Genomic DNA, 1533 nt, shown 5'->3' on the forward strand with positions numbered 1-1533 from the left:
TATTTTTACGGGTAAAAATGCCGCCCAGCGCCAACGTTTCTCCGCTTTTGACCTCGACCTGCGTTTCGATCTCCTGCTTATCAATCGCCAGCACTTCGCCATCGGCCTGCTGTAGCACCTGCCCCGGAACGTTCTGGCTGATGTGTAATTTCAGCCGGATGCGGCCTTTTTGTAACACCGTGGGCGTGACCTCCATCCCCAGGACGGCCTCTTTAAATTCCACCGACGTCGCGCCACTTTCCCCGCTGGAAACCTGATATGGAATTTCGCTCCCCTGTTTAATGCTGGCAGGCTGAAGATGTGAGGCCAGCAGACGCGGACTGGCGATAATATCCAGCTGCTGTTTTTGTTCGAGCGCGGAAAGCTCAAGATCCAGCAAGCGTCCGTTGATGCGCCCAATGTTAAAACCGACATGCGTTGTCGCCGTCGCTACGGAGAGGTCGCTACCAAGCGTGGTGACTTGCCCAACACCACCAGCGTGTTGCGCATCGGCCAGCGTCCATTTCACGCCTAACTCACGCAAACTTTTTTCATTAATGGTGACAATATGCGCCGACAGCTCAACCTGCCCGACCGGCAGATCCATTTGCGCTACCCACTGTTCAAGCGCGCTTAACGCCGCTTTGTTATCTCGCAGCAAAAGGCGATTGGTGCGTTTATCGACGGTCATACTCCCTTTGGCACTCAGTAGCTTCTCCCCCGCTTTCGCCAGTTCTCCCGCGTCGGCGTATTGCAGGGTTATACTGCGATTTTCCAGCGGCAGATTTGCCTGCGCCCGCGCCTGCTCCGCCTCCTGGCGGGCGATATTGTTATTCTGCCAGGCAATGGAATGCACTGAGAGAATGTTGCCTTCCTGCCGCGTTATCAGTCCGGCGCTTTTCACTACAGTTTGTAGTGCCTGCTTCCAGGGAACATCTGTTAGATGTAACGACACCGTACCGCTGACGTCTGGCGACACGACCAGGTTCAACTTCTCCTGTTCAGCCAGCGCCTGCAACACCTGAGCTACCGGAACGTCATCCACCATCAGCGTCACTTTTTGCGGCTTTGCCGCCTGTACGCCGGGTATCAGCATCAACAGTAGTGCGGCTATCCATTGCTTCATTTGTATCTCCTTGCCGTTGCCACAACCATTGTGGCGGTTCGCAGTTTGTCCCGGTTCCCAGCGTTAGTGCGTCTGGCGTCAGCTGTAAAATTGTCCAGCCGTTTTCCAGCACATCGTTTTGCTGCACCCGTCGCCATTTCTTTTGCCCGTCTTTTATTACACCGATGATGCGCTCGCCTCGCCCTACCATCCCCTGATAGCGCCACTGGCTAAGTTCGCTAATCCGGCATAGATCTTCCGGCGGTTTAAAAGGGTCACGCATACCGGTTAAAAGGCACAATGCAATACCTGCCAACAACCAGCGTTTAACCCTCATGCGGCGTCTCCAGTTGTAGCGTGAACAAAAGATCATCACCTTCCACGCTTAACGAAAAACGGCTCACGCTGACGTTGCGCTCTGCCAGCCGTGTAAATGCCGACGGCACTGC

General features: G+C 54.8%; 2 protein-coding genes and 1 pseudogene. All 3 read right to left on the reverse strand.

The window, feature by feature from the left end:
- Positions 1-1105 (reverse strand): DNA uptake porin HofQ (hofQ, locus tag R7Z41_RS23750; RefSeq protein ID WP_318141615.1); only part of this gene is annotated, 1105 nt, incomplete at its 3' end.
- Complete coding sequence (hofP, locus tag R7Z41_RS23755; RefSeq protein ID WP_001264139.1) at positions 1017-1421, reverse strand: DNA utilization protein HofP; 405 nt, start codon at positions 1419-1421, stop codon at positions 1017-1019. The genes hofP and hofQ, both read right to left, overlap by 89 nt.
- Positions 1411-1533 (reverse strand): annotated as a pseudogene (hofO, locus tag R7Z41_RS23760) (DNA utilization protein HofO); the annotation flags it as partial. The gene hofP and the pseudogene hofO, both read right to left, overlap by 11 nt.

This window comes from Vibrio sp. 1457 (genome assembly GCF_033340195.1).
In the GTDB taxonomy this organism is placed as follows: Bacteria; Pseudomonadota; Gammaproteobacteria; order Enterobacterales; family Vibrionaceae; genus Vibrio; species Vibrio alginolyticus.

Coding starts and splice junctions, on each gene's coding strand:
- hofP (WP_001264139.1), bottom strand. CDS start 1,421: ATGAGGGTTAAACGCTGGTTGTTGGCAGGTATTGCATTGTGCCTTTTA.